Below are 25,247 nucleotides of genomic sequence, written 5' to 3' on the forward strand. Positions count from 1 at the left end.
AGCGATCAAAGCGATGCTAAATCATCCATAATTAGCGCGATTTTTTCAGCTTCTGTATCAGACAGACCAGGTAAAGGCGCTCTGACCGTTCTTTGAATAGGCAAGCCCTTAAATCTTAGAGCTTCTTTGATTTTAGCGTGAGAGCTGGTCACATTTTTTATCAGCTTCACTGGGCTCGTGCTAAGCAGACTTAACGCCAGAAACTGGGTTTTTTCCGATAGAGTCAACGTATTCACAATCGGCAACATACGCTTTAATGGTGCTCTATATTTTTTGAGATTTTTATCGCTATTTTGAATAGCACAAAAATACTCATGTGCTTGCTGTGGCAGTACTGAGGCAATAGGACAAATCGCACCTACTGCGCCTAGCTTTATCAAAGGCTCTAATAACAAGCTAAGCCCGCTAAAATAGAGTATATCTGGTACATCAGACAAGATACGTTTGGCCGTTGGAATATGTACAGAACTGTCTTTGATACCAATAATATTGTCGATTGAAAGAATGGCAATCATCTGATCTGACGTAAATGACTTTTGAGTGATTTGCGGGAAATAGTAAAACAAAATAGGTTTTGCAGAGTGTTGCGCAATACATTCTAGTGTTTGTAGATAATCTTCAAAAGTGCTTTGGTAATAATCAGGAACCAATAGCAATATGTAGTCAACGTAAGCGCTATATGAGGCTATTTTTTCTATCGCCTGCGCACTGCTATACGCATGGACACCAGCAATAATCGCCTTGCTACCGTCTAGATAATTAAAAGCTGCCTTAATAATGTCATATTGCTCACTGTCTGAAAAATAAGGCAACTCCCCACCGCTTCCAAGCAAAGTAACACCCGGTAAATCTGTTTGATTGTAATACTCCAAACAAGCTTTTAAACCCTCAAAATCAATGCTTTCATCTTCATGTAATGGCGTATGAACAACGGGATATACGCCATGTGTCATGGTCATGGTCATGGTCTTAGTCTTAGTCTTAGTCGTCGTGCAAGTCATGTGGCTTCTCCAAATAGAAGGTATTTAACTGAGCAGGTTATTAAGTGGTTGATTGAATCGCTCAATGACATCGCTATTGAGCGATTCAATACGGCTTACCCCCATCAATCCCATCGTCGCAGCTATCTCCTGCTGATAGAGAGCCAACAGCTTGTTCACGCCAGCCTCTCCTTGCGCTGCCATCGCATATACCCAAGAGCGCCCTATCAAAACGCTGTCTGCCCCCAGCGCTATGGCCTTCACGACATCGACACCATTGTGTATACCACCATCCAATAAAACTTTGGTGTGCTGCCCGACGCTATTCGCTATACTCGGCAACTTATCAATGGTAGACGAGACACCATCTAGCTGACGACCTCCATGATTGGAGACAATAATGCCATCTGCACCTGCATCGACCGCTGCTTTCGCATCATCTGCATCCATGATGCCTTTGATGATAATATTGCCACTCCAATTATTACGAAGCCATGCAATATCTTTCCATGTGGCGCTTGGATCAAACTGGCTTTCTACAAACGCTTTGTATCGATCAAGGTCACTTGCACTCTCAACTTTGTGTTTCAGGTTGCCCAAACTGTGTGGTTTTCCCAAAATGCCAATATCGAGCAACCATCCTGGCCGCATTAACAACTGCGTTAGATAAGACATTTTTCCTTTTGTAGAGCCACCTAACATACCATTTCGGTAGTCTCTTAAACGCATACCAGGCAGTGCTAAATCGACCGTGAATACCAGCGTTTTACAACCTGATGCAGCAGCACGGTTTAACATATCTAGCACAAGTGCCCTATCACGCAGCATATACAGCTGAAACCAAAAAGGCTGATTGGTCGCACTTTGCACTTCTTCAGACGAACATATCGCTACGGTAGACAGGGTAAATGGTATGCCATTTTTTTCTGCTGCCCTCGCCGCTTGCACTTCTCCGCGCCTTGCAAACAGTCCAGCCATGCCGACTGGTGCTAATGCTAACGGCATAGACAGAGACTCTCCAAAAAGAGTCGTTGAGGTATCGACAGCTGACACGTCTCGCATGACTCGCTGTCTTAGCGTATATCTTTTAAAATCTGCTGTATTCGCTTGCAATGTTTGCTCAGCATTTGCGCCGCCCTCTATGTAATCGAACAAAAAATTGGGCAAGCGTTGTTTGGCCTGTCTTTTATAATCATTGGTCGTAATAGCCACGACATCATATTTACTCATTGTTTTTCTCCAAAGCTACCTCTAAGGTCAGCCACCTTTAAAGCCAGCCATATTTAAAATCAGCCACGTAGTGAGCATTGCAGATTCAAATAATGAACCGCAATGCCAAGTATTTGCGCTGTTATTTTTTATCTTTGAGAAATTCAATCATGATGTCATTCACCGCTTTTGGCTGCTCTTGTTGCACCCAGTGCCCTGCGCCTTTTACAAAATGAATCTCTAGCTGCGCGATACTCGCCTTCATTGCTTCAAAGTTGCCATAGCTCTGATACGGCCCCCAGTCTTTTTCGCCTGCTATAAATACCACGGGCACATCAATAGATTTACCGCTGAAGGTTTTTATCGCATGGAAATATTTTGGATTAGTGGCACAGCGATAAGAATTCATAGTGCCTTGGAATTGCGTGCGGGCGAATTCGTCAGAGAACACTTTTAGCTCGTTATCGGGTAACCATTCACAGGCATCTATTTGCGCTTGGGTTGGCATAAACTCCATGACTTGCTCAGGCATGCTTTTATCCAGATCCATCACATAGTATTTTGGAATTTTAGAAAACTCTTCAAGGGTTTTGGCTTGTAGGCTGTGTGGGTTGTTCTCTTGCCAGTCACCGCTTTTGGCATGATTGTATGCCCGCATAAAATCATGAATTCCCTGAGGTGCATTCATAATCTCATCGTTAGCATGCGATGAGGCAAAGTACATTTGATAATGTTTGCGGGGTGGTACTAAAGAGCCAAGCTGCTCTTCCATACTTTTGGTCAAGGTTGGATCGTAGTTTGTAGTATCTTTTGGTAGATTGGCTGAATTAAATGGAAATTGCGGCGTGCCTGGCCAAGGTGTGCTCATGATGATTAAAGACTTAAAAATATCAGGACGGATAAAACTACATAGTGCTGCCGCAGGAGAACCAAAATCATGTCCTGCAACGGCTGCAACTGTTTTATAGCCTAATGCATATACCAACCCAATCATGTCTTGTACGTTGTTATATAAACTAAACTGGTCAAGATTACAGTCGAAACCTGTCTCCCACCCTGTTGTTCTGCCACTACCGCGTAAATCCGGAGCAATCACATGAAACCCTTGGTCAGCCAAAGGCACCAGCTGCTTGCGCCAACTATAGGCCAGCTCTGGATGACCATGCAAAAGCAGCACGACTGGTCGGCTTCCTTTCTCAGACTCTGTTTCTTCAAACCCTGCTTCTAAAATATGAACATTTAGACCATTGTTGTTATCAACAAAACGCGATCTGATTTTTGGATCAAGCGTATCGGTACCATAAGCATTTTGATTACTATTCATCATTCATCCCTGATTAATTTATTTAGTGATAAGTTAAGGTTTATCATTGACGACATACCTTGCCTGTAGACTATAATTTCATAACAGCGCTTAGAAGTTTGTCGTGCACACGACAATTCCTCAATAAATGAGAGATAAATACGTTTAAACATTCATAGTAGAGGTATGAATTAGCCTTTAATCTATATTCAATAAACCGATTTCAGCTTGCCGGAATATTGGTATTCTGTAAAAATACGGAGGTTCTGTAGAAATAAAATAGGGAAATACGAAATGACATTCTGGAAGTCAGTAATCTATTTTTAGACTCGCTAAAGGAACAAACCACCGCTACCTCTAACAAAACGGACAAGTAATATAATCATGAAAAAATCAGTGCAAACACTTTTTAGCCGAGTTGGTCTGACTGCTGTCGTTGCCGCCTTATTGATATCTGTACAAGTACAAGCAGCAGACAGCGATAATCATCTAAAAAGTACAGTAGATGCATAAGCCAAGTCGCTAATGAAAGCACATGATATTCCAGGTATGGCGTTTGGTATTATTGTCGATGGAAAGTCGTCTTTTTATAACTACGGTTTGGCTGACAAACAATCTGGCAAGGCTGTTTCAGAAAACACTATCTTTGAGTTGGGCTCTATCAGCAAGACCTTTGCCGCGACTTTGGCCAGTTACTCCGAACTCAATGGCACACTCGACTTGGAGGATACCGCTGATAAATACATTCCTTATCTACAAGACAGCGCCATTGGTAACACCAAGCTTATCAACCTAGCCACCTATTCGGCTGGTGGTCTACCACTTCAAGTACCTAACGATGTCAAAAACAATAAGGAATTGTTCCGCTACTATAAGTCGTGGCAACCTGCCTTCCCTATCAACTCAAAACGTCTATACTCTAACGCCAGTATAGGACTGTTCGGCCATATATCAGCCTTGAGTATGGGCGCGGATTACACACAGGTGATGGAAGATAAAATACTACCCTTACTCAATATGCCTAGTACCTTTGTCAATGTTCCTAACGACAAAATGGACGATTATGCGTTTGGTTATAACGCTGCTGGAGAGCCGATAAGAGTTAACCCTGGGATTTTGGACGCCGAAGCTTATGGTATTAAATCAACCAGCGCGGATATGACCCATTACATGGCGGCTAATATGGGGTTAATCCCTTTGGATAAAGATATTCAACAGTCATTGCAAAACACTAGAAAGGGATACTATCAAGCGAGCACTTTTACACAGGGATTGGCGTGGGAAATGTATCCATTCCCCACTCACCTAGACACACTACTTGAAGGTAATTCAACGGATGTGGTACTCAAGCCACAGCCCATCATAGCGAACAATCAGCCGACACCTGTTTTAAACGATGTATGGGTGAACAAGACAGGCGCTACCAACGGTTTCGGTGGATATATCGCTTATATTCCCGCAAAAAAATCTGGCATTGTCATTTTGGCAAATAAGAACTACCCTAACGCAGAGAGGGTCAAAGCGGCTTACACCATCCTGCAAAGTGCGATGGCTAATTGAAGTAGAAGAAAATAGAACGTTGCTGTGTCTCTAGTGATACTCACCTTTTTTAAACCAATATGTGGCGTGATTGGAAAGATGCACGATTACAGAAAAATGACCTAGTAGAAGACTTGTATTTGCATGAAGTGACAGCGCCGATTTGGCTGCATTCGAGTACGGATTTTGCCGCAAAGTTAAAGCCAAAAAAATAAAAAGGGGTAAGACCTGACTGTTCTTTATATCAGTGCAATCAGGTTCGTTGGAAACCATAAATCAGAAAATTGCCAATACATTAAGTGTAAGGAACATATAAAGTTAAATTAAATTAGTATTTTGTCATATTCTCCTATGGAAATAATTACTTGTAGTCTTTTGCTGTTTTATTTTTTTGCTCGAATCTCGAGTCTACTTTTATCTGCTGTATTCTGCTTTTTTTCGCTCTACTGTCAATGCAAACTGTCTCTAAATTCGGTTGGTGTCATATCCGTTTTCTTTTTAAAAAGACGCACAAAATACTGTGGGGAATCAAAACCTAAGTCATAAGCAACACTGGTGATAGAGGTGTTTGAATTTATCAGCATTGCTTTTGCTCTTTCGATAATAAACTGTTGCATACATTCCTTAGCCGACTTGCCTGTTTCTGATTTAAGGGCATCACTTAGATATCGATTAGATAGCCGCATACAATCTGCTATATCGCTTAATGCTGGTAAGCCATTAGATTCAGGCTGAGTAAAATGATGTTCAAGCAATTGAGTAAATTTAGTGAACAATGAATCATTTAACTCCCTTCGTTGGATAAATTGCCTTTTGTAAAAACGTTGGCCGTAGCTCAACAATGTTTTAACATAAGATAAAATAATCTCACGGCTACAATCATCATAATGCGACTGGTATTCCTGTAAAATACTATCAAAAACACCGGCTACTAGTTGTTCTTCTTTTGATGACAGGTGAAGGGCTTCATTCACTGAGTAATCAAAAAAATCGCTATGCCTAATTGAATCGCTCAGTGGGTGGCCAACAAAATAATCTGGATGAATAAGTATTAGTCTACCCTCAGATTTAATTTTAATTCCTTGAGTACTAAAAGCTTGGTTCGGCGCAAAAAATAGCATAGTGCCATCACTGCAGTCATAACGTGTTTTGCCATATAAAATTTCACCTTCAATCACATTTTTTAAGGATATAGCGTAAAAGTCTGTGGTAATTGTCGTCTCAAAATCGGGGCAATCTAGTTGAGTACCAGAGGTATCTGTATTGACTGAAATAATGGTAAATAGTGGATGTTCTGGTGCTGGTTTACCTACATCCGCTAAATATTCACCTATCGATTTATAATGTATATTTTTCATCCGTTTATCCTAAATTTAAACATTGCCATTATGCCATTGCCTTTCCCACACTGCTTGCATAACCTGAGATCTGAATAAAAATTGTCGTTTTTATATTTATTTTTCTTATAATTCAAATACTTACTCGATGACAAAATTTTTGTGTAAAGCTAATTTGAAAACCTAGGACATGAATGCCCTAGGTAATTGAATCGTTGAAATAAGCGGTATTAAGCATAGATAAGGTTGCAGTTAAACGTGTCCTTATCCTGATATAATCAGCACAGATCATTTACTTCAATAAAATAAATCAAGCTAAAAACTGGTTAAATACCTGCTCATTCTGTTTATGCCCAGTTGGGTCCGATTCAGTCTTAAAACGAGTGAAGTTTTCAGCCCAAGGAGACGTCCTTTGTCTAATTGGCGGCTTGTCCGTTTGCATACATTTTATTACTACGTCAGCGACTGCTGCAGGTGTTTGATATAGTCCTTCTTTTGATCTAGCGGCAGCTCCTGCCATGTATTTTTCCAGAATAGGACGATATTCATCATCTAGAATACCTCCTGTTGCACTAATCTTTTCCATCACGTTGTTGGCAAATTCAGATGTAATACCACCCGGTTCAACATTAGTGAAATGGATACCAAAAGTAGGTGTCACATAGGTGGCAAGGGACTCAATATAACCTTCAACGGCAAATTTAGCTGCACAGTAATATTCGTTAAAGGGCTGGCCAACTAAACCGCCGACAGATGAAATATTAATGATATGGCCACTTTTTGCTTTTCTCATATGTGGTAGTACGGCTTTAGTGCAGCGCACCACACCATGAAAATTAACATCCATAACCCAATTCACTTCTTCTTCTGTTGATTGTTCTGTCGTTCGCACATAACCTGCACCTGCGTTATTGATCAGTACATCAATTCGACCTTCTTTTTGGATAATTTCATCGACACAAGTTTGAATACTTTGCTGTTTTTGCACATCTAGTTGTTTGATATGTAAGGTTACATCAACAGCTGCAGCAGCTTCGCGAATGGATTTAGCTTTATTTAAATCACGCATAGTGGCATAAACAGTATTGCCTTGTTTAGCCAGTTTTACCGCTAGGGTTAAACCTAAGCCCGTTGATGTACCTGTTACTAAAATAACTTTATTCATTATAACTTCCTCAATGCAGCTGTGATTATTTTTAGAAGGGAGGTTTGCCCCTCTAGCGATTCAGGAAGTTATTATATTCATAGCTAATATTGGCGCAGTACACAAAATTGCTTTTAGGGTGGACAAAATCACATATATTCAGCAGCGGAGTTTCTTTTGCTGTTTTATGCTTTACTCGAATCTATTTTTATCTGCTCCATTCATCTCCACTCTGCGAGTATAGAAAAATAGAACGTTGCTGTGTCTCTAGTCACATTCGCCTTTTTTAAAACCAATATAATGAATGTAAAAAAGTCCTTTATATCAGTATAAAGGGCTTTTTTTCTAAAATTGAGAGTGTTAGTTCTTACTATTTTTCAAATTCTTTAAAATCTGCTTTACGAATTTTGGCGTGAATACCTTTGGTCTTATCCACGACTTGCGATACTTCAAAATCTGTCGCTGCACTTAGGTAAGCATAAGCGATTGCCTCATCAATACCATACTCTTGATTTAAGAAACGAATCGCTTCACGAGTAGACTTCTTCATCGCCTCATCCAAATCTTCATCTAGCCCTGGCGTGATCCAAAATTCAGCATTCTCTGCCAAAGGTTGCACAATCTCTTTACCTGGTATCTTATCCTTACCTGCTTTTAGCAGTGTAAACTTAAAAGTGGCCCGAGCAGATGCTTCAAGGGCAGTCAATGCAACCTCGCCATCGCCTTGGGCAAAGTGACTGTCACCTGTATAAAACAGTGCACCTGCCACTTGTACCGGATAATAAACCGTTGCCCCTGCACCCAATTCGTTGATATCAATATTGCCGCCATACATAGCAGGTGGAACTGAATGTACTCGCTCTGAGGTGTTTGCTGCGACACCCATTAGACCCATAAATGGACTGAGTGGAAAACGTATAGACTTACCAGAATCTGTTTTTAGGATACCTTCGTATTCACCTTTAGCATTTTTTTCGATAGGCGTAAATACGGAGACATTGCCATAGCGCTCAGGGTGAGCGGCAGACGCATTATCTTGTTTTGCTTTTTTGGGAAACTCGCCTGCCAATGCGCCTTTGCCATGGCGGTTAGAGATGACACCATACGGCACGCGCGGCTCAACGTTGATGACTTCTACTTTTAGGATATCGCCTGGTTGCGCCCCTTTGATTTCGATAGGGCCTGTCACGATATGTGGACCATCTTTATCAAAGTCATGTTTTAATTTTGATTTTGTTATTGTTTTTGCTTCATCTAAAATAAAGTCGTCTTTGACCCCTTTTGACTTAAAGTATTTTGCTGCATCACGGCCCTGATCTTCGAGCAGACCTTCGTGTGAGACGGTATCAAAAGTCACCACACTACCAGAGGTAACAGACATAACGGGGCTGGCGTCTCTGTTGGGCAAATATCCCCATGTTATGGTGTCTAAAGTAGAAGGTACATAGTAATTGCCTTTATATTCACCACTACTCAACTGAGTAGGTTTATCTGCTATTTGCTTGAGAACCGTAAAGTCTTCTGCTTGGGATACTGATATACCAAACGCGCTTAGAATAAACAGTGAAAGAATGGTTTTTTTGAACATAGAACATACCCTCTTTAGTTAAAACATGACAATATTGTCATACCTGTATAAAGGGCAAGTTCTATGCCATGGGCAAAATGGCGTTTTCTATTAAACTTAGTGGCAAAAGCACTATATTGATACAATTGTTTGCTTTATCGTGGTGCCTCAGCAAAAAAAGAGCATTATTTTAGAGCATAGACATTGCGTGCAGAGGTATTAAATTAAAAGGTATTGAATTAAAAAATATTAAATGAAACGATAATGAATAGAAAACTGCATTATCAATCTTATTTTAAGACACGCTATGCAAATTGGCGTTCGAACGACGTCCAATTCTCAATATAGGTTGACTGGCAAATAAGACAATCACACCAACTAATGAAAACACACCAAAGGCGTAGAACGCAGTAGCAGGACCATACCTATCCACAATCAAACCAGTAAAGATGACGGGTACACTAAACCCTATATATGCCATCAGAAAATAGCCTGCACTTGCACGTGCCTGCTCATTTCCAGCAGAGCGTGCGACTCCTAACATACCGCCCAAATAGACAAAGCCATAGCAACTAGTACTGGCCAAAAATGCCGCCAAAAGAATGACTGGTAGATTGGCATTCAACGTCCCCCAAGCCAATAAAGCATAAGCTGGTAGTAAGATCAGAAGACCAAGCTTGCTTGAAACTTGAGGGTCAAGCTTTCGGGCGATTGGCTGAACGATCAATCCACAACTGATGGCTAACATAGAGGATATCCCTGCATATTTAGCCAGTCCATGCGTGGCCAGCACTGAGGGAATAACTGATAATACCAATCCTGTCGTCGCCCAACAAATCAAAATACCGCTGCCATACCAAATGACTTCACGGTTAAAATAAGGTAGCCGTAGCATAGAGGTGGGCAAATTAGTGCGTTTAGGTGCTGTCTCTGGTAATTGATATAACAAAAACATAGCGAACAGCCCGCTCGCTAGCAGTAAGAAAAAACTGGCTGGCTGATCGGTTTCATAAAACATCAAAGAAACCGTCGTCAATACAGGGCCAAGACCAAAACCTATCGTTGTACTGGCCGTCACCCACGCTGTCGCACGCATCGTATCTGTTGAGCCGAGCAGCTCAATCATATAGGCAGTCGCCGTCGCAGCCATTAGAGCTGTTCCAACACCAAGTATGAATCGCGCTACTGCTAGCGCTCGCGTGTATGGATAAAACAACATAAGAGCCGTCGCTGCTATCGATAGTACTAGAGAGATTAAAATCACCTTGCGCCGTCCGATACGATCAGACAATCCACCAAACGCTAACAATACAGGTATGACGCCTAATACATAAAAGGAGAACGCTATCGTGGTCGCTAGTACGCCATAGCCATCATTGTGTGCATAAACGGCATAAAGCGGCCCTTGGATATTGACGCTTGTCGTTATCACACATAAGGCAAAAGCCAGATATTTATTATATTTTTTTGTGGTCATATATCACTGCTTTTTGAAGAACAATCGTTAAATTGACTGAGGTAAGTGCGGTTCACAATAGAAACACATTTACCTCCACATCGTTTACGTTCAATAATTAAAACAAAAGTACAGTAGGTTATCTATATACAATACAGTACAATTAGACAGAACTGTTTGGTCTATAAAACCCATACAGTTGGGATATCCTACCCATATATCGTCATAGCTGTAACCTTGAGATAAGACCTTCATAAAAGCCGCCTTACCAAAAATTGTAAAAAATATGAATAAGAAGCTAACACGCATCGAAGTTGTCATGGCTGATGTAAAAGAGAAAATAGCGACCGTTATCTACATGCCAGAGTCGCGACTACCCTCCGTCCGTGCCGCTGCCAAAGATTATGGGTTCTCACCATCGACCGTGGTTGAAGCCTACGAGCGCCTGCAAACTGAGGGCTTTATCTACTCTCGCCCTGGTGCAGGGTTCTATGTGGCAGAGACGACAGCGCCGCTATCATTGACAGATATAGCACCAAAAATTGAGCGAGTGGTAGATCCGTTGTGGGTATCACGGCAGTCGCTGGAGCCACCTGAGGGAGCGCTAAAGCCAGGCTGCGGTTGGTTACCAGCGGATTGGCTGTTTGAGGCAGGTATACGCCGTGGTCTGCGAAATGTAGCAAAAGCTGACGCGTCTATTATCAGTGAGTATGCAACGCCGCTAGGGCTGTTAGCATTACGCCAATTACTCACGCGGCGTATGGCAGGATTGAGTATCAATGCAGAACCGTCACAGGTCATATTGACGGATTCAGGCACTCAGGCGATAGATTTGATTTTTCGATTTTTGCTGACGCCAGGTGACACAGTCATCGTCGATGATCCTTGTTATTTTAATTTTCGAGCACAGTTGCTTGCCCATAGAGTCAAAGTGGTTGGTGTCCCTTACACGCCAAACGGGCCAGATGTAGAGGCCTTTGCAGCGATTTTAGATGAGCATAAGCCGCGCCTATACATCACCAATGCTGCCATTCACAATCCTACGGGTGCAACGTTATCACCTGCTACGGCATACCGTGTATTACAATTGGCTCAAGCGGCTGGTTTGTACATTATCGAAGACGATATTTTTGCAGATTTTGAAGTCAAGCCTGCGGCGAGATTGGCGGCTTTAGATGGATTATCACGAGTATTCTATATCGGCAGTTTTTCTAAAACGTTATCCGCATCCCTACGCTGTGGTTATATTGCAGCGCCTACAGAGTGGGTTGAGAGTTTGGTAGATTTAAAGATAGCGACTGGCTTTGGTGGCAGTCAGCTAGCAGCGGCAGTTGTGTTCTCAGCGTTGACTGATAGCGGCTACCGTAAGCATATGAATGATATCCATACTCGGCTGGCAAGCGCGCGTACTCATACGCTACCACGATTGGCCAAATTAGGCATCGTACCGTGGCTGCTCCCACAAGCAGGTATGTTCCTATGGTGCCGATTACCTGAGAATAATAATGCGACCGAATTGGCCAATCGCTGTTTATCACAGGGTGTGGTCTTGGCGCCAGGCAATGTTTTTAGCCAATCGGACAATGCTGAAAACTTTATGCGATTCAATGTGGCACAAATGAGTCATTCAAAAGTTTTCGAGGTATTGGCTCAATCGTTAGACTGACCAATCAGAGACTTATATAGTCATTCCACTATAAAAGTATTACAGCGTTAAACTCGCTTGAAGTATCACATGTACATCTACACTCGGTTGCCTTGTACTACTTTTAAATTGAATCGGCTATAGTGCTAGCACCTTCTTATTATATAGTGACCTTTCGACTATAATTCTAAGCCTAAATATCAGCCAAACATAAGCCGAACACAATTAAATCCAACCATCCCCGACAACGGATACTATTTCTCTAGGATAGCTCATATGTCCCCTATATATACTGCATTGGCTGTACTGGTTACCTTTATCTGGGGCGTAAATTTTACTTTTATTGCGTGGGGTCTTGAGAGCTTTCCACCATTGATGCTTACCGCCCTGCGTTTTTTCTTTACTGCTGTGCCACTGGTATTGTTTCTAAAGCCGCCTAAATTCAACCGTAACTTGTTTATTTATGCCATCGGTACATTTGTCATGCAGTACGCCTTTGTATTTACAGCGATGCATCTGGGTTCATCCCCGGGGCTGACGGCACTACTGCTACAAATTCAGATTTTTATCACGGTATTGCTAGCGTACTTTATATTGGGTGAAGCAGTCAGCCGTATGCAAATCGTCGGTATGTTGGTCGGTGTACTAGGACTCAGCGTGATTGCGTTAAACCTTGGCGGTGATATGCCTTTGGCAGGGTTCATCTGTATTTTGATTGCGGCCATCGGTTGGAGCTTTGGTAATATTGCCTCCAAGCAAGCATCAAAACAGACCTCAGAAAAAGCGTCAGAGCAAACGGCTCTAAAAGCGATGCAGCAAGGAATGAGGGTATCTGTTGCTACATCTAGCACTGGAAAAAATAAAGCCTCTGCTCTGTCTGCGCTAGCGCTGGTAGTCTGGGGCGGTCTCATTGCTTGCGTGATGTTGACGATATCTTCTCTTACATTTGAGACTGATGCATGGCAGCTGGCGACGTTTACTGAAGCATCACTCAAGTCTTGGCTCTCACTTGGGTTTATCGTCTATATCTCAACCTTAATTGGCTTTGGTCTGTGGGCACACTTACTCAGTCAAAATACCGCCTCCAAGGTTATGCCGTTTGCACTATTGGTGCCCGTATTCGGTATGGTGACCTCAGTACTACTCACAGGAGAAGTGGTGACTTGGTGGAAGATGCTGGCCATGATGTTGATCTTATCAGGGCTGCTATTAGCAAATGTGAAGATGAAAATGAAAAGAAGGGCTATTTGAATGGTTACTCAGTTTTATCTTGACTCGCTATTACCGTCCAGTTAAGGTTTATTCATAGTAATTAAATTTCCCACCGTGACTGATACTAGTAAGAAATCAATCTATATCAGCTTTGTTTTATATACGTCATATTTATAAGGTGCCTACTGCCCTTAAGTTTACTGCTCTTAAGTGTTAAGTCACAACCGACATGGAAGTCGAAAACTGACGTGATTTGCTCTGTCATCAAGTAAAAAATACAGAGCGAACCATAGTCTACAAACTTTGAGGTGATTTGCATGCGTATAGACATACCGACTTACTATGATCGTCTGCTGCAGAAACTCTCAAAACTGATGGTTTCACCTCGATTATGCTTTGCGTTTTTTTTATTTATCATCATTGTTATCTCGCTGTTATTCACTGGTTGCGCAAAACGAGTCTGGAACAAGCCTATTATAGATAAGAGCACTGCTCGTTATGACTTTCATAACAACCTCCCAAAAAACTCAGACGAAGTCTTTGTTGTACTTGCCTTTTCTGGCGGTGGTACACGGGCAGCAGCACTCAGCTACGGGGTGCTAGAAAAGCTACGTGATACACCAGTAACTATCAATGGCGTAGAGCGCCGACTATTAGATGAGGTAGATGTGATCTCTTCAGTATCTGGCGGGAGCTACACGGCAGCTTATTATGGGCTATTTGGCGATGACATTTTTGAGAAGTTTGCTCCAGAATTTTTGTATGAAGACTGGCAATCACGACTGATTAGACTTGCGATACGTCCGCAAAGCCTAATAGCGATGAGCAGTTCTGAATACAATCGTGGGGATTTAGTGGCTGACAATTTAGACAACAGTCTATTTCAACAAAAGACCTTTGCTGATATGAGCCGTGGAAAATTGCCTTACGTTATCCTAAATGCAAGTGATCTAAACAACGCCATGACTTTTTCATTTACTCAGCAACAGTTCGACTTTTTGTGTTCGGATTTATCAAGCTACCCAGTTGCCAATGCGGTGATGGCCTCTTCCTCAGTCCCTGGCATCTTTGCCCCTATTGCCCTACACAACTTTTCTGATTGTTCGCAGCGCTCGCAGCCTTGGGTCAATGACGCACTAAATCAAGACAGTCATTTGCCGCGTAGTTATGCGATAGCTCGCGCGTTAGATCGGTATTCGCAGCCAGAGCGGATGCCAGTAGTGCGCTTGGTAGATGGCGGGGTGACTGATAATCTAGGCGTGCGCGGCTCAATGATGAGTCCTGTGACCCAATATGGCGATGTGCCCAACATGGCAGGTGCCTTCAGTCCTGCGAAATTACGCCAAGTCAAACAAGTACTGGTCGTTGTAGCCAATGCTCAGACCTACTCAGAGCATGAGTGGTCAGTAGAAAATAAAGACCCGAGTTTTCTTGATACCATTTCAGCGGCGAGTGAAGTCGCACTAGGCACACTAAATAACGAAACTGTCTCATTGGCCAAAAAAGAATTTTTACAATGGGGAGAGCATGTAAATGCTCAGCGACCTGCAAGTGCGCCTCAGGTAGAAGTGCATTTCTCCGTATTAACCTTTGATCAAGTCAAAGATAAAACAGAGCGTGCAAAGTTCGATGCCATGCCGACCACTTTTCATTTACAACCTGAACAAGTAGATGATCTACGCTATTTGGGCAGTGATTTACTTGAACAATCTAAAGAGTTTCAAAATTTCCGCAATGCCCTCCAATGACCGTCATCGTGCTTGCCAATAACCAAGTATGCGTGATTTTCAAAACGCATACGCAGTATCATGACTGGTAGCATGCCAGCCTACATTTACCGCATTTTTCTACCTTTATCTCTATTTACTATATCCACCTCATTTCTCTTCGAACTGAATATTTATAGCGTACTTGTGGTTACAAGTAATATTGAACGATTACTCAAAATTACTTGAATGACTGTTCAAGACCTTTTATCGTAGGAACGATACATATTGGGGTTTTTAATACTTGGCAGGTAGTACACGATAGTCTTGAAGATCACCCATATTCTTCAATATCTCTACCGTATATATAAGCGGCCGTCTATCTCCAATGTATTACGACTGGATAATAACCAAAATTAAAAACGTTAAGAAAATAATAACGATTCAAACCTGAAAAAGGAATGACTACTATGAACAAATATATGGCTGGAATAATAGCTGCTTTTATCGCGACCATCGTTATGTCGCTACTTCTCATGCTAAAAAGTGCAATAGGCCTCATGCCTGATTTGGACATTATTGCGATGCTCGCATCGATGATGGGTGGCAGTCACATAATAGCGTGGATTGCTCACTTTATGATCGGATCGATCGGCTATGGTATCGTCATGGCATTGATAGCAGGTACGGATAGGAGTAAGAACTTTACGCTGACTGGCGCAATGGTAGGTGCAATTGGTTGGTTTATGATGATGATTGCTATTATGCCCATGATGGGCAATGGCTTATTTGGTTTATCTATGCCAAGCGGCATTATGATTCCCATCGCTACTCTTATGCTACATCTCGTATTTGGTGTAGTATTGGGCAAAGTTTATGCCAAGCTGGTTGCCGCACACTAAAAACTTAAACACCAATCAGCTATAAGAATATTTGATTGAAACTCGATATCAAAAATCAACATTAAAAGTATAAACTTAAGTGCACTTGGAATTATTTGAAATACGCTGCTAACGATGACCACTAAAACACTCGGCCATCATTAGCAGCTTTTTATTTTCTGCAGCTTTTTTTATCGTTATCGTAAGTCATCCACGACAGCCAGCATTGCTATCAGTGATGCTTCCCCTAATTTGATAGAACGCTCGGGCGACCAACCCATCTCTTCATCGGGCAGATTATCATTGTCTTTAAATGGCATCTCTAACGTATTAGCGAGGCAATCAAAACGCTCTGCTACCCAATTGGTGGCAACGGTCATATTGGCAGCACCCGGCGCATCAATCTCATAACCAATCTCAGACTGAAAATCAGCACTGGCTAACTTTAATACGTCTGAAAACTTATCACGTAGTCCAGCAAGACGGTCACTGTAGCTTGGCGTCCCTTGTGAACCAGCGAGGAATACGTATGGCAATGCTTCATCACCATGCACATCATAAAATAGATCCACGCCCGTCGCTTCCATTTTATTAATCACATAAAATACTTCAGGGCTTTTGTCTAAGCTTGGGCTTTGCCATTCACGGTTTAGGTTGGTTCCGACAGCGTTAGTACGCAAGTGACCACGTACACTGCCATCAGGGTTCATATTAGGGACAATATAAAAATTGGCCTTGTCTAACAACTGTTTGCCAGTCGCATTATCGCTATCTAACAAGCTATACAACAAACCCTCGATCAGCCATTCAGCCATCGTCTCACCTGGATGCTGACGAGCAGTAATCCATATATTGCGCTTACTAGCATCTCCATCACCAATTTTGACCAAAGTAAGGTCACGTTTATCAAGCGTTTCGCCTAGATGCTCTAACGTCACTAGCGGATGCACTTGCACAGCGGCCAATAAATCTTGATGACGCTCATAGCTATAAGGCGCAAAATACGCAATCTGAATGGTTTCGCACTCTAACTCTGCCACGATGGTCAATTTGCCATCTTTATAAGACGTTGGCAGACGGAACCAATGCTGACGATCATAAGAAGCCACCGCTTGGTAGTTCTCCCAACCCTCCAGATAAGAGGCCTCTCCCGCATTCAGAATATTGAGAACATACTGCTCACCTATTTGACCTGACAGACGAAAGTTAAACCACTGAAAGAACTCGCCACCAACATCTGGGCGAATCGCTAATTGAATGTCTTTTTTGTCATCTGCATTAATAATGTCAATGTTGCCTGCATCGAAATTAGCCGTGATATGCATAGTCATTCCCTAATTGATTTTTATGATTGTGTTTTAAGTATTATGTTCGTTATCGACTTGCCGTTCTAACTACTGCTTTTTAATAATTTCTAGTTTTTAATAATCTCTAACTTTGTATGAGGCATTAGATATACATTTACTTGGTCATTACCAGCTCGTTTTCAAGGCAATCACTTGCCAAATCTATCTATTCAGATTGAATATCTATCATTGACTAATAAAAGATTAAACGTCCGCCAATAACTCGACACTCACTTGAAAGTAATCATCATCTTTTATAGTAATACTGACGTTACCGTTATGCGCCCCAACGATAGACTGTACGATAGATAGCCCCAAACCTGTTCCTGTATGGCGATCTATTGTTTTGTGATGTCGATAGAAGCGCTCAAACAACTTATCTGCCTCACTTTGTGTCAACGGCTCATCTAATTGGTTGGTGATGGTCATTCGTAGAATATCTTGTTTTGATTGCTGAAAACTGGTTATCGTTGTGCCCACCATCTCATCTGAGTTTACTCTATCTGCCCTAATGGTTATAACGCTATCTTGAGCAGCATAATAAATCGCGTTCGATATCAGATTAGCAAAGAGCCTTTGTAATAAACTTTTATCTCCTAAGACAGCGCTGAACTCACCTTTGGTTTCAATAGCGATACCTCGGTCCTCTGCAATCATTTCGTAGTAATCAACGAGCTTGGTGATTAAATTTTCCGTATCCACATGACTGATTTGCGAGTCACTCAATCCTTTTTGGGTTTTTGCCAGCAGCAACATATTATTTATCATGGCTGACAGCTGCTCTAACGTGTCATGCTGATGATGTAGCTGCTCAATATATTCATCGCCCGCTCTCGGTTTATTTAACATGACTTGCGTTTGCGTGCTGAGTGTCGCTATTGGAGTGCGCAGCTCATGGGCGATATTGTCTGAAAACCGTGACAATGATTCAAAATTACTTTCAAGCTTGGCCATCATTGAGTTGTAAGATTCTGCTAGTGGTCGCAGCTCTAACGGCATATCACTGACCGTGACTCTGTCATCCAACCTTTCAGGATTCATTGTTTTCATTTTTTGGACGATGGTCGCCAAAGGTGCAAAACCCCAGTACACACCCAACGCCGCTACTGAGACGAGCAACAAGGTAATCGCGAACAAAATCATACTAAGCTGACGATTGAACTGTAATAAATACTGATGATGCACATCTATAGGCAATGCGATAAGCGCGAGCATTTTGTCGTCTTCAATGACCATTGCTCGATAGTATCGGCTATTGATATTCATCACAAACTGTTGCTTATCATTATCTTGTTTCAGTGATGACAGATTAAACCCCTCTCCTAGCTCTTGAGCAAAGTTATTGGGTGTACTAGACAGTATCTGCCCTTCTTTATTAGCGATAATGGTTTTTAGATCGTAATCTAGCCAAGAAGAATGCTGATGATCAGCTTCCTCTGATATCACTGCGGTAGAAGTATTTCCATCAAATTTTATGTCAGGTGCCGCTCTTAGCGGCTGTTGACTATTCAATGGATTTTGAGAGCTAGGTAGGGTTTGAGAAGTTATAGGGCTACTATCTATCACTCGTTTACGTAGATTAAAAGCCGCATGGGTCATAATCTCAGCGTCCATTTGCTCGAAATGGCCTTTAACAGAACGCTGTATCCATATATAAATAATAACCTGCGATATAACAACAAATATCGTGAGCAACAGCACAGTACGCCATAATAGCGGCAAGCGCCGATTATCAAACCTATATTTCATATTAGACATTGCCAGCTTCGTGAGATGGTTTGCTATCAAGCGCTGTATCGACAGCCTCTAACCGATAGCCCATCCCGCGCACCGTATGAATCAGCTTTGCGTCATGATCATCGTCTATTTTTATACGAAGACGCCTTATCGCCACATCAATCACATTGGTATCATTTTCAAAGTTCATATCCCATACTTGGGAAGCGATGATTGAGCGTGGAAGCACTTCACCGCGGCGCTCTAATAAAAACTGTAGTAAGGAAAACTCTTTTGCCGTGAGCTTAATAGGCTTATCTCCTCTATGCACCGTGCGCTTACCAATGTCCATCTTAAGATCCGCTATTTGCATAATCGTACTTTGATAGTCGGCTTGATTGGCACGTCGTAATAAGCTTTTCATCCTGACGATCAATTCTGCAAAGGCAAAAGGCTTGGTCAAATAATCATCGCCACCAATCTCAATCCCTTTTATCTTGTCACTTAAGTCATCTTTTGCGGTTAGAAATAGCACAGGCGTATGCTTGCCAGCCGCTCGGTAATTACGCACCAGCTCAAAGCCACTAACATCAGGCAGCATCACATCCATCAATATCACGCTAAATTCTTCCGTCATCAATGCATGATAGCCATCTAATCCTGTTAGCTGATGATCCACGATAAACCCAGCTTCGGTTAAGCCTTTTTTTATATACTCGCCAAGCTTCAATTCATCTTCTACCAGCAGTACTTTCATTGTGATTCCTCAATACGGTCATGATTGTTTAACGTTCTAACCAGCACAGGTGACAACATTGATGGGTAACTGACAAAGATGTCATGTGCTCGTAATCAGACTGTCAGTTTTATTTTGCTAACCTACATAAACGATAAATAGCTGCTCGTTTTCGATACTTAGCTACGATGAATTATTTTTATCGGTAATCAATGTAAACAACTTACAAAAGAGGTTTTATATGAAAATTCACGGCTCATTCAAAAAAGCAGTACTGCTATCAGTCTCTGTACTTATTGGTACTACCACTGCCAATGCGCATACGACTGATCTAAGCACCTCAATCATCAATAACTGCGATGCTGTGACTGAGTTTGCAAAAAACTTGGATCATAACGATGCTCAGCTCTCAAATTCACAAATGAAAAGCTATATCGATGCGAGAGTGGCTTGTGAGATTGAACACAAAGATCAACATCTACAATCTGAAAAATACTTTATCAATAAATATGGTAGCGATAAGTGATATCAGCTCTGATGTCATACTAAAGGATTACTGACAACATTAAAAACCATAAATACTAAGATGACAGAATTGTAATCTTACCGTCATCTCTCTGTCAGAATCACTAAAGTATGCTTTAAAGTAACTTAATATCTTAAAGTCTTTTCGACTACATACCAAATCAAATAAGGATTTACCATGTCACTATTCAAATCAATGCCACTGCTCAAATCAATGCCACTGTCTAAATCAATCGTAGCAACTGCTATAGCCTTAGTTGTTTCAACCTCTGCGTTGGCACATGATCCAAAAATGCATGCTGAAAAAGACCAAATGAACTGTGAGAAAATGCAAAAGCATATGCAGATGATGCAAAAAATGGATCATAGCAAAATGGATATGAATGATCCTGCTATGAAAGCCATGATGGCTAACATGAGCAAAATGAAAGCGATGTACCAAAAGCACTGTGTGAGCAGCGATAGCGACTCTTAAATATCAATTTATAAGTTCAACACTATAGTCAGTTCAATATAATTTCGATACAAGGAAACCGAGTGCAAGTTATACATTAGTATGCTTAGCGAGGATGACGCTGTAGCGGATTTATATAGACTTGACTATATTGTCAGAGAAGCTGATCAAGCAGTAATGGGATATTAAAGAAAATGGATTTTTAGGACAAACCTATGAAGTTTTTGTTAGGAATACTTTTTACTGTCTTTGTCGCTATTACGGGTATTTTTATTACTGTGACTAGTGGCATGATAAATATCGGTGCTGATCGAGCTCATAGTCCGCTGGTTTACGATTTTTTAGAAACTGCCCGCACACGCTCAATTGAACATGCCAGTAAGAATATTTTGGTTCCCAATTTAAAAAAGGCGGAGATGATCAGCTCGGGCGGTGCAGATTACAAAGATATGTGTGCAGGCTGTCATTTGTCTCCCGGCGTCAACAGCACAGATTTAAATAGCGGTATGTACCCAAAGCCTCCTAACTTTACTGAGGCGGATATCGTTAAGCGCTATCAAAACGAGGCTGGTGCCAGACAAAGCTTTTGGGTGATTAAACATGGCATTATGGCGTCTGGCATGCCCGCTTGGGGCGCTACTCACGATGATGATAGGATGTGGGCGATGGTCGCTTTTATTAGATCGTTACCTGACTTGAATGAAAACCAGTACACCATGCTAACGACTCGGTTAGACGATAGTATGTTGGATATGTCATTTGATGGTGAGATGGATATGTCAGGTAATGGATCCGAAATGCAACATTGATTTTTTGTACAAAATGCAGTGCTCAATAGTGCTGCTTTTTGCGATTTGAGTTTTAAGCTTTGCTAGCACTATTTTGTCCAGTGCTATTTTATCCAGTGATATGGCTCTAATTTTTATAATATTTAATCGTCAGACAGACGCTCGGGAGTGGTTTTATGAGACGCTATACTAATAGATTTATTAATGAACATAATCTGATATCTGGCCGTGTGCTCTCGGCGATCGTGGTATTGCCATTATCGTTAACGATTGCCGCTTGTAGTCAACCTAACTCCGCTGCTGCTGACTCAACACCAGCGACTGAGCCAACTGTTGCTACGCAAAACGTGCAAACTACGCACACGGACCAACCAACAGCTGAAATGACACCTATTAGCGCTCCTTCAGATACCCAATCAACTATCCTAAAAAATATCTCAGCCACCGTCTATAAAGATGCCAATTGTGGCTGTTGCAAAGAATGGGTCGGTTATGCCGAAGGTCATGGTCTAAACGCAACCGCACAGAATGTCGAAGACGTGTCCTTGTTTAAAGAGCGATACAGCGTACCGCAGCAAATGCGCTCTTGCCATACCACCGTCACTACTGATGGCTACGTTTTCGAAGGTCATGTCCCTGCTAAGTATATGGCGCAGTTCCTAAAAAACCCGCCAAGTGATGCGATCGGTCTTGCCGTACCGAGCATGCCAGTTGGTAGCCCAGGTATGGAATATCAAGATAAATTTATGCCGTATAAAGTGATGCAGCTTAATAAAGATGGCTCAACAGCTATTTATGCAACTATTGACTCACCGCAGCAGCAAATCTAGCTTGGTTGTCGTTTAAATAGCTTATCCAGCTCTATTAATAAGCAGCTAAAGACATAGGCTTAGCTGATAGATATATAGACTCAACTCTCACTCTATGGACATAAATCAGGTGAATAATTATGAACAAAACTATGCTTAACCGCAGGCGTTTTTTGACAGGATCTTCTACCTTGTTAGGGGCATCCATGCTGTCCACCCTGCCGTCTATTGCCAATAGTGCGCTCGGTAAAGGCCAGCAGAATGTAGCCGTCAACAGTGATAAATCTGACCATATCGTACCTATCCTAACCGGTAATGAGTTTGACCTGTATGTCAGCAAGAAGCCTGTCACTGTCAATGGCAAGTCGAGTATGGCAACGCTGATTAATGACTCGCTACCAGCACCAACGCTAAAGATGCGTGAAGGCGATACAGTAACTATTCGTGTTCATAATCAGATGGATGAGTCGACCTCTATTCATTGGCATGGTCTGCTCGTCCCATTTGAAATGGATGGCGTACCAGGTATCAGTTTTGATGGCATTCCCGCGAACAGCACCTTTACTTATAAATTCAAACTTAAACAATCAGGCACCTATTGGTATCACTCTCATAGTGGGTTCCAAGAGCAAACCGGTATGCTGGGTGCTATCGTGATTGAGCCAAAAGGCCGTGAGCGTCATCCAGTCGCAGAAGACCATGTGATCGTGCTGAGTGATTGGACGCACCGCGATCCGCACAATCTCTTGAAGTTGCTCAAACAGCGCGCTGACTTTGATAATTATCATCTGCCAGACTTCAAAAAACTATTGTCTGATATCGCCGCAACAGATTTAGAAGCCGCTTATGACAAGCGCAAAATGTGGAATCAGATGCGCATGATGCCGACGGATTTTACTGATTTATCTGGCGAAAAGACCTTTACCTATCTGATGAATGGTAAGACCACAGCGGCTAATTGGACACAACTAGTAAAAGCAGGACAGCCCGTTAAATTACGCTTTATCAATGCCTCAGCACAGACGATATTCGATGTGCGTATACCGGGTCTCAAGATGACTGTGGTAGCAACAGATGGTATTGATGTCGCACCCGTTGCGATTGATGATTTCCGCATTGGCGTGGCTGAGACCTATGATGTCATCGTCACGCCTACTCAAGATGCACATACCATATTTGCCCAAAACATCGATCGTTCAGGCTATGTCGCGACTACGCTTGCAACTAAAAAAGGCGCGCGAGCTGCCACACCTGCTCTGGACAAGATCGAATGGTTAACCATGGCCGATATGATGGGTGCGATGGGTGATAAAGGCTACAAAGCAAAGCATGCTAAGACCGAGTATGACTTTAAATCTGACATGCGTGTCGACAGTCCACGTATGAACCTCGATGATCCCGGTATTAACCTGCGTGATATTGATAGAAAGGTTTTGACTTATGACCAATTACGTTCCGTGGATGAGGCTATATTTGCGGAGCAGCGCAAGCCTACCCGAGAGATTGAGTTACATTTAACGGGTAACATGGAGCGCTATATTTGGGCGTTGGATGGTGTCATGTTTAAGGATGCAACGCCTGTCAATATTAAGCCAAACGAACGCGTACGTATTACCTTAGTCAATGACACGATGATGAACCATCCTATGCATCTGCATGGAATGTGGAGTGACTTGCGCACGCCATCTGGAGACTTTCAAGTACGTAAACATACGATTGTGGTGCAGCCTGCGCAAAAGATTAGCTTCGATGTGACGGGAGAAGTTGGACGATGGGCGTGGCATTGCCATCTGCTGTATCACATGGAAGCTGGTATGTTCCGAGAAGTTGCCGTCGTTTAACAAACCTTCGAATATGAGGCTTATTATGAAAATATCTAAGAAAAATCTGTCATTCATTGGTTTGTCATCGCTAGTCTTGCTCACATCACCTTTTGCAACAGCTGCTGAGATGTCGAATATGGATCATAGTGGCATGGATATGTCGGGTGATATGTCTGATATGGACCACAGTGGCATGGATATGTCGGGTGATATGTCTGATATGGACCACAGTGGCATGGATATGTCGGGTGATATGTCTGATATGGACCACAGTGGCATGGATATGTCGGGTATGGATCACAGTGGCATGGATCATGGCAGTATGGATATGTCAGGGATGCAGGGTGGGCAGCCACCGGCTGATGCTCGCAGTCCAGACTATTCAAATGGGGTACCATACGGGCAGTATGGTAAGCCCATGATGATGGGCAGCATGCCATTATGGGGAGTCTCAGTAGACGACTTGGGCTATCAGTTTGATGAAGATCAAATCAACTTCGAGGCGACGGGTTGGTACGGTACTGATAGCAATCGTATAAGACTACGCACGGAAGGTAGTGCTCAGACTAAAGATGATAAAGAAATCGATAGCTTAAGCTCCCTTGCTTATTGGAAACCACTGAGCATTTTTTGGAATGGTGAAGCTGGTGTCGCTTACGATACTGAAAACGATAACGCTGCCGTAATGGCAGGTATTGTCGGTACCGCGCCTTATTTTATCGAAACGGATGCGAGAGCCTACTTATATACCGATGGTCAACTTCGTCTTGATTTGGGCGCAGAGTACGAATGGCGTTTGGATCAGCATTGGGTTGTCATACCGGAGGTTGGATTGACAGCCTTTAGTAAAGATGACCATGATAATGGTATTACCAAGGGCTTAAATGAGATGGAAACTGAGGTCAGGCTGACTTACGAAACGTTCAATCGCCAGCTAGCCCCTTATGTGGGTGTTAGTTATGAGACAGCGCTTGGCAAGGCTCGTGGCCAACGACGTCAAGAAAATGAATCAGTTGATAGCAGTAGTTTGACTGCGGGAGTTAAATTCTGGTTTTAGCTGTCTACCCATTT

The 25,247-nt window shown here is 42.3% G+C and carries 23 protein-coding genes; 13 read left to right on the top strand and 10 right to left on the bottom strand.

The window, feature by feature from the left end; all coding sequences use genetic code 11:
- Positions 1–5: 5 nt before the first annotated feature.
- The 3 genes from Q0788_RS11560 to Q0788_RS11570 all read right to left on the bottom strand — a co-directional run bounded on the left by Q0788_RS11560 (position 6) and on the right by Q0788_RS11570 (position 3,513).
- Complete coding sequence (locus Q0788_RS11560) at positions 6–1,001, bottom strand: dihydrodipicolinate synthase family protein (RefSeq protein ID WP_298810817.1); 996 nt, start codon at positions 999–1,001, stop codon at positions 6–8.
- A gap of 24 nt (positions 1,002–1,025) precedes the next feature.
- Positions 1,026–2,210 carry an L-lactate dehydrogenase gene (locus tag Q0788_RS11565; protein WP_298810819.1) on the bottom strand — a complete coding sequence of 395 codons (1,185 nt, stop codon included), beginning with the start codon at positions 2,208–2,210 and terminating at the stop codon, positions 1,026–1,028.
- A 121-nt stretch (positions 2,211–2,331) separates the two neighbouring features.
- Positions 2,332–3,513: an alpha/beta hydrolase gene (locus Q0788_RS11570; protein ID WP_298810820.1), complete on the bottom strand. Its 1,182-nt coding sequence runs from the start codon at positions 3,511–3,513 to the stop codon at positions 2,332–2,334.
- 363 nt (positions 3,514–3,876) lie between these two features.
- On the opposite strand from Q0788_RS11570, the gene Q0788_RS11575 reads away from it, so the two are divergent.
- From Q0788_RS11575 to Q0788_RS11585, 3 genes are read left to right on the top strand one after another with little or no spacing between them, the layout of a single operon-like run.
- Complete coding sequence (locus tag Q0788_RS11575; RefSeq protein ID WP_298810821.1) at positions 3,877–4,005, top strand: hypothetical protein; 129 nt, start codon at positions 3,877–3,879, stop codon at positions 4,003–4,005.
- 12 nt (positions 4,006–4,017) lie between these two features.
- The gene (ampC, locus tag Q0788_RS11580) at positions 4,018–5,052 is read left to right on the top strand and encodes a class C beta-lactamase (protein WP_298810823.1); all 1,035 of its coding nucleotides are present in this window, start codon (positions 4,018–4,020) and stop codon (positions 5,050–5,052) included.
- 59 nt (positions 5,053–5,111) lie between these two features.
- Entirely contained in the window at positions 5,112–5,246 is a 135-nt protein-coding gene (locus tag Q0788_RS11585; protein ID WP_298810825.1) for a hypothetical protein, read from the top strand.
- A gap of 234 nt (positions 5,247–5,480) precedes the next feature.
- On the opposite strand, the gene Q0788_RS11590 is transcribed toward Q0788_RS11585, so the two are convergent.
- The 4 genes from Q0788_RS11590 to Q0788_RS11605 form a co-directional block, all read right to left on the bottom strand.
- The gene (locus Q0788_RS11590) at positions 5,481–6,389 is read right to left on the bottom strand and encodes an AraC family transcriptional regulator (RefSeq protein ID WP_298810827.1); all 909 of its coding nucleotides are present in this window, start codon (positions 6,387–6,389) and stop codon (positions 5,481–5,483) included.
- 289 nt (positions 6,390–6,678) lie between these two features.
- Complete coding sequence (locus Q0788_RS11595) at positions 6,679–7,533, bottom strand: SDR family oxidoreductase (RefSeq protein WP_298810829.1); 855 nt, start codon at positions 7,531–7,533, stop codon at positions 6,679–6,681.
- Positions 7,534–7,882: 349 nt separating this feature from the next.
- The gene (locus Q0788_RS11600; protein WP_201569086.1) at positions 7,883–9,100 is read right to left on the bottom strand and encodes an acetamidase/formamidase family protein; all 1,218 of its coding nucleotides are present in this window, start codon (positions 9,098–9,100) and stop codon (positions 7,883–7,885) included.
- A gap of 274 nt (positions 9,101–9,374) precedes the next feature.
- Positions 9,375–10,556 (bottom strand): MFS transporter, encoded by a 1,182-nt coding sequence (locus tag Q0788_RS11605; protein WP_298810835.1) that lies wholly within the window; start codon positions 10,554–10,556, stop codon positions 9,375–9,377.
- A gap of 265 nt (positions 10,557–10,821) precedes the next feature.
- Between Q0788_RS11605 and Q0788_RS11610 the strand changes: the two genes are divergently transcribed.
- The 4 genes from Q0788_RS11610 to Q0788_RS11625 all read left to right on the top strand — a co-directional run bounded on the left by Q0788_RS11610 (position 10,822) and on the right by Q0788_RS11625 (position 16,000).
- Complete coding sequence (locus tag Q0788_RS11610) at positions 10,822–12,201, top strand: PLP-dependent aminotransferase family protein (RefSeq protein WP_298810836.1); 1,380 nt, start codon at positions 10,822–10,824, stop codon at positions 12,199–12,201.
- A 255-nt stretch (positions 12,202–12,456) separates the two neighbouring features.
- Positions 12,457–13,431 carry an EamA family transporter gene (locus tag Q0788_RS11615; RefSeq protein ID WP_298810838.1) on the top strand — a complete coding sequence of 325 codons (975 nt, stop codon included), beginning with the start codon at positions 12,457–12,459 and terminating at the stop codon, positions 13,429–13,431.
- A gap of 278 nt (positions 13,432–13,709) precedes the next feature.
- Positions 13,710–15,140, top strand: coding sequence for a patatin-like phospholipase family protein (locus Q0788_RS11620; protein WP_298810841.1), 1,431 nt, complete (start codon positions 13,710–13,712; stop codon positions 15,138–15,140).
- 428 nt (positions 15,141–15,568) lie between these two features.
- Positions 15,569–16,000 carry a DUF6789 family protein gene (locus Q0788_RS11625; RefSeq protein ID WP_298810842.1) on the top strand — a complete coding sequence of 144 codons (432 nt, stop codon included), beginning with the start codon at positions 15,569–15,571 and terminating at the stop codon, positions 15,998–16,000.
- 176 nt (positions 16,001–16,176) lie between these two features.
- Here the strand turns inward: Q0788_RS11625 and Q0788_RS11630 are convergent, their stop codons facing one another.
- The 3 genes from Q0788_RS11630 to Q0788_RS11640 all read right to left on the bottom strand — a co-directional run bounded on the left by Q0788_RS11630 (position 16,177) and on the right by Q0788_RS11640 (position 19,798).
- On the bottom strand, positions 16,177–17,304 hold the full coding sequence (locus Q0788_RS11630) for a M14-type cytosolic carboxypeptidase (RefSeq protein ID WP_298810844.1): 1,128 nt from the start codon (positions 17,302–17,304) through the stop codon (positions 16,177–16,179).
- Positions 17,305–17,529: 225 nt separating this feature from the next.
- Positions 17,530–19,074, bottom strand: a complete 1,545-nt coding sequence (locus Q0788_RS11635) for an ATP-binding protein (RefSeq protein WP_298810846.1) — start codon at positions 19,072–19,074, stop codon at positions 17,530–17,532.
- Position 19,075: 1 nt separating this feature from the next.
- The gene (locus tag Q0788_RS11640; RefSeq protein ID WP_057760064.1) at positions 19,076–19,798 is read right to left on the bottom strand and encodes a heavy metal response regulator transcription factor; all 723 of its coding nucleotides are present in this window, start codon (positions 19,796–19,798) and stop codon (positions 19,076–19,078) included.
- 220 nt (positions 19,799–20,018) lie between these two features.
- On the opposite strand from Q0788_RS11640, the gene Q0788_RS11645 reads away from it, so the two are divergent.
- The 6 genes from Q0788_RS11645 to Q0788_RS11670 all read left to right on the top strand — a co-directional run bounded on the left by Q0788_RS11645 (position 20,019) and on the right by Q0788_RS11670 (position 25,233).
- On the top strand, positions 20,019–20,303 hold the full coding sequence (locus Q0788_RS11645) for a hypothetical protein (protein ID WP_201569095.1): 285 nt from the start codon (positions 20,019–20,021) through the stop codon (positions 20,301–20,303).
- A gap of 177 nt (positions 20,304–20,480) precedes the next feature.
- Complete coding sequence (locus tag Q0788_RS11650) at positions 20,481–20,777, top strand: hypothetical protein (protein WP_298810851.1); 297 nt, start codon at positions 20,481–20,483, stop codon at positions 20,775–20,777.
- A gap of 194 nt (positions 20,778–20,971) precedes the next feature.
- A complete protein-coding gene (locus tag Q0788_RS11655; protein WP_298810853.1) occupies positions 20,972–21,565 on the top strand; it encodes a cytochrome c in 594 nt (197 codons plus the stop codon).
- 155 nt (positions 21,566–21,720) lie between these two features.
- Positions 21,721–22,374: a DUF411 domain-containing protein gene (locus Q0788_RS11660; protein WP_298810854.1), complete on the top strand. Its 654-nt coding sequence runs from the start codon at positions 21,721–21,723 to the stop codon at positions 22,372–22,374.
- Between the two features lie 119 nt (positions 22,375–22,493).
- Positions 22,494–24,194 (top strand): copper resistance system multicopper oxidase, encoded by a 1,701-nt coding sequence (locus Q0788_RS11665; RefSeq protein WP_298810856.1) that lies wholly within the window; start codon positions 22,494–22,496, stop codon positions 24,192–24,194.
- Positions 24,195–24,219: 25 nt separating this feature from the next.
- Positions 24,220–25,233 (top strand): copper resistance protein B, encoded by a 1,014-nt coding sequence (locus tag Q0788_RS11670; protein WP_298810857.1) that lies wholly within the window; start codon positions 24,220–24,222, stop codon positions 25,231–25,233.
- Positions 25,234–25,247: the final 14 nt, after the last annotated feature.

This window comes from uncultured Psychrobacter sp. (genome assembly GCF_947500265.1).
In the GTDB taxonomy this organism is placed as follows: domain Bacteria; phylum Pseudomonadota; class Gammaproteobacteria; order Pseudomonadales; family Moraxellaceae; genus Psychrobacter.